Raw genomic sequence first — 7,327 nt, forward strand, 5'->3', positions numbered from 1 at the left:
GCAGAAGCCCGCGCGGCAACAATGTCGCCGCTATGCGATCATTCGGCGGCTTTGATCATTCCGCGGCTTTTCTGGGGGCCTGCTGGCTTTCTTCGGCCTCGGCCGCTTCCTCAAGCCGGGATGCGATAAGTTCCTGGATATCGCCGACTTCTTCCTGGATATCCTCCAGCGGAATGCCGACCTCGGCCGCCTCGGCGGCGCACTCCTTGGCCAAGGTTTCGGCCTGCTTGTCGATCCTTGCCTGGGAGGATTGGCAATGGACCTTTTCGCCGATCCATCCCCGCAAGAATTCGATGGCGTGTTCGCTCATACTGCTGTTCCCTGGCGGCAAAGCCGGTTGGTAATCATAAACGTCGACATCCCGCAAAGGATGCATGTCCCCATTCCAGCCGAGTCGCGGTCAGCCGGCAAGCCAATGCCGTCCAAGGTCCACAGAGCCATAGGAAATCGAGGGGTCAAGGGCATTTTCTGATTCTGGAGGGGTCGGTACCGTTGGCTGGGTCACACCCAGCGCTGCGCCACTGTTTCTATTTGCTTTTTTCCGGTTTCCGAGCCGATTTCCGTCACAATAGATGGCGCAAAACACTACACATTCACAGTTGCTTCGAGGTGCTGCCCTCGGGCGCGCGGGTCGAAGCCGCCGCTATATAGTGACATCCTCCTGCAATGTCGACTCCGCCCGCTATCCTGCTTCTTTCCGCCGCGCCGAAGGGCTCCGCGACGGACGCAGAACAAGTGACGATGGACCCGAACCGGGTGGAGCAGGCCCCGGCGGAGCCGCTCAGACGTGCACAGCCACCACCGCCGCGCAGTCGCCGGCCTTAACCAGCCCGGGGAAATGCCGCGCCGCAAGCATGCCCGACATTTTTGCCCGGATCTCCTGCGGAGCGACGCCGGTGCGGCCGGTGGAATGAATGCGCGCCAGCACCGAGCCTTCTTTGACGGGCTCACCGAGATCGACCATGGTTTCGATCATGCCGTCGTCTTCGGCGAACGAGAAACAATCGCCCGACGGCATGTCGAGCCACTGGGTTCGAGTCTTCTCGACCGCACCATCTACAATGCCGGCATGACGCAGCACGTTGAGAATGCCGCGCCTCGCGATCCGCACGGTTTGCGCGCGCGACGTGCCGCCGCCGCCAAGTTCGGTGCTGACGAAGACCTTGCCCATCTCCTCGGCTGCCGTGTCGTACATGCCAACGGCGTCGATCTCGATCATGCGCATCGAGAACGGAGCGGCAAAGGCCGCGACCGCGTCAAAGGCTTTCTGTTCCAGCGCCTTGTCGGGCAAAGTGTGCGCCGCGCAGAACGGCACGAAGTCCAGCGTCTTGCCGCCGGAGTGGAAGTCGAACACGATGTCGGCGCGAGGCAGCAGCTCACGTTGAAAGTAATCGGCGATCTTTTCGGTCACCGTTCCGTCCGGCCGGCCGGGAAAGCTGCGGTTCATGTTGCCCTTGTCGATCGGCGAGGTGCGCGTGCCGGCGCGGAAGGCCGGATAGTTCATTGCCGGCACGATGATCACCGTGCCGCTGACTTGCCTGGGATCGAGGGTCCTGGCGAGATCGTAGAGGGCCAGCGGCCCCTCATATTCGTCGCCATGGTTGGCGCCGGACAGCAGAGCTGCCGGTCCGTTGCCGTTGCGGATGACGCAGATCGGGATCATCACCGAGCCCCACGCGGAATCGTCGCGGCTGTAGGGCAAGCGCAGGAAGCCGTGCTGGACGCCGTCGCGGTCGAAATCGACGGTCGGCGCGACCGGTGATGAGCGTAGATTCGACATCGGGCTCAATCCTTCACCACCAGCTTACGCGGCACATTGGCCAGGCACTCCACACCGGTTTCGGTGATCAGGATGGACTCGGTGATCTCCAGTCCCATCGTTTCCAGCCACAGGCCGGTCATGAAATGGAAGGTCATGCCGGGCTTGAGTTCGGTGCGGTCGCCGGGACGCAAGCTCATCGTGCGCTCGCCCCAGTCCGGCGGATAGGACAGTCCGATCGAATAGCCGGTGCGGTTGTCCTTGACGATGCCATACTTCTTCAGCACGGCGAAGAAGGCGTTGGCGATGTCCTCACAGGCGTTGCCGGGTTTGGCCGCGGCCAGCCCCGCTTCCATGCCTTCCAGCGTCGCCTTCTCGGCATCGAGGAATTCCTGCGTCGGCTTGCCGAGGAAGACGGTGCGCGACAGCGGGCAGTGATAGCGGTTGTAGCAGCCGGCGATCTCGAAGAAGGTGCCCTCGTCCCGCTTCATCGGTCTGTCGTCCCAAGTCAGATGCGGCGCCGAGGCATCGGCACCCGACGGCAGCAGCGGCACGATCGCCGGATAGTCGCCGCCGATGCCGTCGACGCCGCGCGTGCCGGCATCATAGATTTCGGCAACGAGATCGCATTTGCGCATGCCGACCTCGATCTTGTCGAAGATGCGCTGGTGCATCGCCTCGACGATGCGAGCCGCCTTGCGCATATAGTCGATCTCGGTCGAGCTCTTCACCGCGCGCTGCCAGTTGACCAGCGCGGTGGCATCGACAAAGCGGGCATTGGGCAAATGCTTCTGCAGCGATGCGAAGGCGGCGGCCGAGAACCAGTAATTGTCCATCTCAACGCCGACTGTCAGCTTGCCCCAGCCGCGATCCGCAAGCACGCTGGCCAAAAAATCCATCGGGTGGCGCTCGGTCGACTGCACATAGTGATCGGCATAGCCGACGATGTTGTCATGCGCGAGATAGGCAGTGCGCTTGGCACCGTTGGCGTCCTGGCCACGGCCGTACCAGACCGGCTCGCCCGATGGCGGCACGATAACCGCCTGATGCACGTAGAACGACCAGCCGTCATAGCCGGTCAGCCAGGCCATGTTGGACGGGTCGCTGATAACAAGAAGATCGACGCCCTTCACCTCCATGGCTTTGCGTGTCTTGGCGAGGCGATCCGCATATTCGCCGCGCGAGAATCTCAGGTTCGGTTGCATTGTTCTTGGTCCTCGTTTGTTGGGCCTTGAGCCTGTTTCAACTTCGTTGAAACCGGCCCGTCGTTCTTGTTTGGGCGTGATCTTTCGGAAAACCGGTTCCCATTTTTCCGGATCACGCCTTGGCCAGCATCAGCTTTCGAAAATGGCCCCGGAACCGGCCACCCGCGCCCGATCGCGGGCGAACGTAGCTATCGCCGTATCCTGAACGCCGGTGCCGGTCAGATCGGCGATGGTGATGTCGCTGGCCGAGCGCCGACCATGCCGTTTACCGGCGATGATCTGGCCAAGTTCGGTCACCTCTTCGTCAGCGGCCATCACGCCCGCCGCGATGGCGTGATGCAGCTCACCCAGCCGCCGCGTCTGACGGGCGCTGTCGGCGACATAGAGGTCGGCCATGCGCAGGATTGCCGGCGCGATCTCGTTCTTGTGCTCGGCGTCGGAGCCCATCGCCGTGATGTGCTGGCCGGCGGAAACGAAACCCGCCTTGATCAGCGGCTCGGTCGAAGGCGTGGTGGTGACGATGATGTCGGCGCCGACAACTGCGTTTGCCGCGTCGGGCTCGGCATGCACGAGAATGCCGAGCTTTTCGCGCAGGGCTCCGGCGGTTGCCTCGGCCTTTGCCACATCGCGCGCCCAGATGCGCGCCTCGGAAATCGGCCGCACCAGCATCAGGGCTTCCAATTGCAACCCGGCCTGGACGCCGGCGCCGAAGATCGCGGCAACTGACGAGTCCTGCCGCGACAGATGTTTGGCGGCGACGGCGCCGGCAGCAGCGGTTCGGATATCCGTGAGATAGCCGTTGTCGAGCAGCAGTGCTTCGACCAGCCCGGTTTTGGACGACAGCAGCACCATCATGCCGTTGACGCTGGGCAGGCCGAGCTTCGGATTGTCGAAGAAGCCGGGGCTGATCTTGATGGCGAAACCGTCGATATCAGGCACGTAGGCGGTCTTCACGTCGACCTCGCCGCGATGCTCGGGAATGTCGAGCCGCAGGATCGGCGGCATCGCCACCGGCAGGGTGGCAAGCGCACGGAAGGCGTTTTCGACGCAGGCGACTGCATCGAGATCGAGTGTCACGATCGCGCGCAATTCTTGTTCGGTGAGGATCGTCATCCGGCTCATGCGGCGTGCTCCTTGAGCGATGGCGCCTCGCCGCAGACGATCCTGCGGTGCGCGTCCATATCGATGTTGCGGCCGGAGAGAAGCACGACCACCGGCCCGTCCGACCTGACCTTGCCGGCGAGCAGCGCGGCGATGCCGACCGCGCCGGCGCCCTCGACGATTTCGCGTTCCTGCGCATAGGCGTGACGGATTCCGGCGGCGATCTCGTCTTCGCTGAGCAGGATGACATCATCGAGCAGGTCGCGGCACATGGCGAAGGTCAGCCGATTGTCGAGGCCGATGCCGCCACCGAGCGAATCCGCCAGCGTCGGCAATTCCTCCACCAGCACCGGGCGGCCGGCATCGAGGCTGGCCTTCATCGCCGCGCCACGAGCCATCGAGACACCGATGATCTTTGTGCCGGGGCTGACGCCTTTGATGGCCGCGGCAACGCCTGAGGCGAGCCCGCCACCCGACAACTGCACCAGGACGAGGGCAGCATCCGGGACCTGTTCGATCATCTCAAGCCCGAGCGTGCCTTGCCCGGCGACAATGTCGGGATGGTCGAAGGGCGGCAGCATAACCAGCCCCTCTTGCGCCACCAGCCGATCGACCTCCTGCTGGGCATCGTCCTGACTGTTGCCGATAATGCGAACCTCCGCGCCCAGCCGGCGGATCTCGTCGAGCTTGTTTTCAGGCACCAGCCGCGACATGCAGATCACCGCGCGCATGCCCTCAAGCTTCGCCGCATGCGCCAGCGCGCGGCCGTGGTTGCCGGTCGAGGCCGCGACCACGCCACGCGCCTTCTCCGCGGTGCTGAGCGAAGCGACGGCATTCGAGGCGCCGCGCAGCTTGAAGCTGCCGGTGGTCTGCCGGTGTTCGAGCTTGAGGTGGACGGGGACGCCCAGCCCTTCGGAAAGACTTTGGGACAGCACGGTCGGCGTGCGCTCGACCTTGCCGGCAATGCGCTCATGCGCGGCGCGAATGTGCTCAAGAGTGACCTGTGTCATGATCATCAATCAGGCGGCAAATGGCTGCGTCATCAGACGGCCGAATTCGGGACGCGGCGTGTCATCTCCGCACAGCCGCAGACAATTCCAGGCGGTCGCCTGGTTGCTGGTCACCACGGGACGTCCAATAGTTTTTTCCATTCCGGTGACCGCGAGGGCGCTACGCAGCGCCGTGCAGGAGACGAACAGCGCATCGGCGCTGGTGTCGGTCGCCTCACGCGCCAGTTCGACGAGGGCCGCCGGTGCGATGCGCGCCATCTCGCGGTCGTCCTCGAAACCGAGGCAGGTGAAGCTGGCGATCTCGAAGCCGTGCGCCGCGAAATAGGCGGCCATCGGCCTGGATGTCTCGACCGTGTAGGGAGTGAGGATGCTGATCTTGCTTGCGCCCAGCGCACGCAGCCCGCGCACGCCCGCCATCGGCGGGGTGATTACCGGCACGCCGGGCTTTGCGACCTGGATCGCCGCCTCGATCTCGGCATCGCCGATCACCACCGAGGCCGAAGTGCAGGAATAGCAGACGGCATCGAGTGGCTCATCCGGCAGGATCAGGGCCGCGCCCGCCGTCAGCGCCGGCTGCATCTTGCGCAGGTTTTCGGGCGTCGTCGGGTTGGCATAGGGAATGCGCGCGACATAGACGCCGACGCGTTCGCTCGCCACCATGCGGCGGAAATCCGGTTCGCTGGTGTGGTCGGTGGCCAGGATGATCAGGCCGATGCGCCGCTCCAGCGGACGCGCATCCAGTGCCGGCCGTTTTGGATACACCTTGATCTCGGGCAAGGGTTTCATCGGTTACCTCTCGATCTTGCCGTAGCGGCGTTCCAGCCAGCGCAGCAACACGACCGAAAACAGACTGATGACCAGGAAGAAAGCACCGACCAGGGTGATCGGCTCGATATAGCGATAGTAGGTGTTGGCGACGCTTTTGGCCTGGTTCATCAGTTCCAGCACGGTGATCGCCGACAGCAGCGGCGTTTCCTTGAACATGGCGATAAAGTAATTGGCGAGCGCCGGAATCATCGGTGGGATAGCCTGCGGAATGATGATGTGGGTCCAGGTCTGACTGGCGCTCAAATTGCACGCCTTGGCGGCCTCCCATTGGCCGCGCGGCACATTGTCGATGCCGGCACGATAGACCTCGGCCGTATAGGTGCCGTAATGCAGCCCGAGCCCGATGACACCGGCGACCAGCGGCGGCAGCAGGATGCCGATGTCGGGCAGCACGTAGAAGATGAAATAGAGCTGCACCAGCAGCGGCGTGCCGCGGATGAATTCAGCCGCCCAGCCGACCGTGCGCGACAACGCCTTGTTGGGCGAGCGGCGCGCCAGCGCAATGCCAAGCCCGACGATCGCCGCCAGCACCGAGCCGAGCAGCGTCGCCAGGATGGTGATCTTCACGCCCTGGATCAGCGTTGGCATGATTTCCCAGACGAAATTCCAATCCCATTCCATCAGTAGGCCCAATTTATCAGAAGGGAGTTGGCCATCAGGCACGCACCCCGTCGAGGCCGCGCGCCATGCGTCGTTCCAGCGAGCGCACGCCCCACGAGATGAGCAGGGCGAGGATGAAATAGATGATCAGGATGGTGGTGAACGGCACCAGGGTGTTGCCGGTCTGGGCGCGCACCACCTGCGCCTGGAAGGTCAGGTCGGTGAGCGAGATCAGCGACACCACGGCGGTCGCCTTGAGCAATTCGATGGCATTGTTGCCAAAGGTCGGCAGCATCACCAGCAGCGCCTGTGGCAGGATGATGTGGCGCATGCCTTGCCAGCGGCCGAGATTGAGCGCTGTGCAGGCCTCATACTGTTCGCGGCCGATCGACTGGATGGCACCGCGCACCACTTCGGCGGCGTAGGCGCCGACATTGAGGCCGAGCGCCAGCACGCCGGCCTGCAACGGGGTCAGCGAAATGCCGATGAAGGGCAGCACGAAATAGGCCCAGAACAACTGCACGAAGATCGAGGTGCCGCGGAAGAACTCGATGTAGGCGGTGGCCAACCAACGCAGCGCAAAGAAGCGCGACACGCGCCCCATGCCGGCGAGGAAGGCCATGATCAGCGCCAGCACCGACCCCATCAGCGTCAGCTCGATGGTGACAAGCGCTCCCTGCAATATCAGGCCGAAATAGCCGGACCACTGGGTCATTCGGTTTCCAACGTTGGGTTTAGCATCTTCTCCCCGTTCACGGGGAGAAGATGCCGGCAGGCAGATGAGGGGCGGCGCGAACTTGCGAAGGTTTGGCGCCCGCCCTCAA

At 63.6% G+C, this 7,327-nt stretch carries 8 protein-coding genes; all 8 read right to left on the minus strand.

Annotated elements, in window-relative coordinates; all coding sequences use genetic code 11:
* Positions 1-55: 55 nt before the first annotated feature.
* Positions 56-367, minus strand: a complete 312-nt coding sequence (locus EOA22_RS19270) for a hypothetical protein (RefSeq protein WP_224675447.1) — start codon at positions 365-367, stop codon at positions 56-58.
* Between the two features lie 414 nt (positions 368-781).
* Positions 782-1,780, minus strand: a complete 999-nt coding sequence (doeB, locus tag EOA22_RS19275; RefSeq protein WP_024502317.1) for a N(2)-acetyl-L-2,4-diaminobutanoate deacetylase DoeB — start codon at positions 1,778-1,780, stop codon at positions 782-784.
* Between the two features lie 5 nt (positions 1,781-1,785).
* On the minus strand, positions 1,786-2,964 hold the full coding sequence (gene doeA, locus EOA22_RS19280) for an ectoine hydrolase DoeA (RefSeq protein ID WP_063170122.1): 1,179 nt from the start codon (positions 2,962-2,964) through the stop codon (positions 1,786-1,788).
* Positions 2,965-3,093: 129 nt separating this feature from the next.
* Positions 3,094-4,086, minus strand: coding sequence for an ectoine utilization protein EutC (eutC, locus tag EOA22_RS19285; RefSeq protein ID WP_063170121.1), 993 nt, complete (start codon positions 4,084-4,086; stop codon positions 3,094-3,096).
* Entirely contained in the window at positions 4,083-5,075 is a 993-nt protein-coding gene (eutB, locus tag EOA22_RS19290; RefSeq protein WP_164755638.1) for a hydroxyectoine utilization dehydratase EutB, read from the minus strand. Before eutB ends, eutC begins: the two co-directional genes overlap by 4 nt.
* A gap of 9 nt (positions 5,076-5,084) precedes the next feature.
* The gene (gene eutA / locus EOA22_RS19295; RefSeq protein WP_063170120.1) at positions 5,085-5,861 is read right to left on the minus strand and encodes an ectoine utilization protein EutA; all 777 of its coding nucleotides are present in this window, start codon (positions 5,859-5,861) and stop codon (positions 5,085-5,087) included.
* Positions 5,862-5,864: 3 nt separating this feature from the next.
* Positions 5,865-6,524 carry an ectoine/hydroxyectoine ABC transporter permease subunit EhuD gene (gene ehuD / locus EOA22_RS19300; protein WP_013530329.1) on the minus strand — a complete coding sequence of 220 codons (660 nt, stop codon included), beginning with the start codon at positions 6,522-6,524 and terminating at the stop codon, positions 5,865-5,867.
* Between the two features lie 34 nt (positions 6,525-6,558).
* Positions 6,559-7,218 carry an ectoine/hydroxyectoine ABC transporter permease subunit EhuC gene (ehuC, locus tag EOA22_RS19305; RefSeq protein WP_013530328.1) on the minus strand — a complete coding sequence of 220 codons (660 nt, stop codon included), beginning with the start codon at positions 7,216-7,218 and terminating at the stop codon, positions 6,559-6,561.
* Between the last annotated feature and the right edge of the window lie 109 nt (positions 7,219-7,327).

It is taken from the genome of Mesorhizobium sp. M7A.F.Ca.US.014.04.1.1, assembly GCF_003998745.1.
In the GTDB taxonomy this organism is placed as follows: Bacteria; Pseudomonadota; Alphaproteobacteria; order Rhizobiales; family Rhizobiaceae; genus Mesorhizobium; species Mesorhizobium ciceri.

Bases quoted from the DNA above. Each gene is read 5' to 3' on its own strand.
- eutB (WP_164755638.1), bottom strand. From the start codon at position 5,075: ATGACACAGGTCACTCTTGAGCACATTCGCGCCGCGCATGAGCGCATT.
- ehuD (WP_013530329.1), bottom strand. From the start codon at position 6,524: ATGGAATGGGATTGGAATTTCGTCTGGGAAATCATGCCAACGCTGATC.
- eutC (WP_063170121.1), bottom strand. From the start codon at position 4,086: ATGAGCCGGATGACGATCCTCACCGAACAAGAATTGCGCGCGATCGTG.
- ehuC (WP_013530328.1), bottom strand. From the start codon at position 7,218: ATGACCCAGTGGTCCGGCTATTTCGGCCTGATATTGCAGGGAGCGCTT.
- doeB (WP_024502317.1), bottom strand. From the start codon at position 1,780: ATGTCGAATCTACGCTCATCACCGGTCGCGCCGACCGTCGATTTCGAC.
- doeA (WP_063170122.1), bottom strand. From the start codon at position 2,964: ATGCAACCGAACCTGAGATTCTCGCGCGGCGAATATGCGGATCGCCTC.
- eutA (WP_063170120.1), bottom strand. From the start codon at position 5,861: ATGAAACCCTTGCCCGAGATCAAGGTGTATCCAAAACGGCCGGCACTG.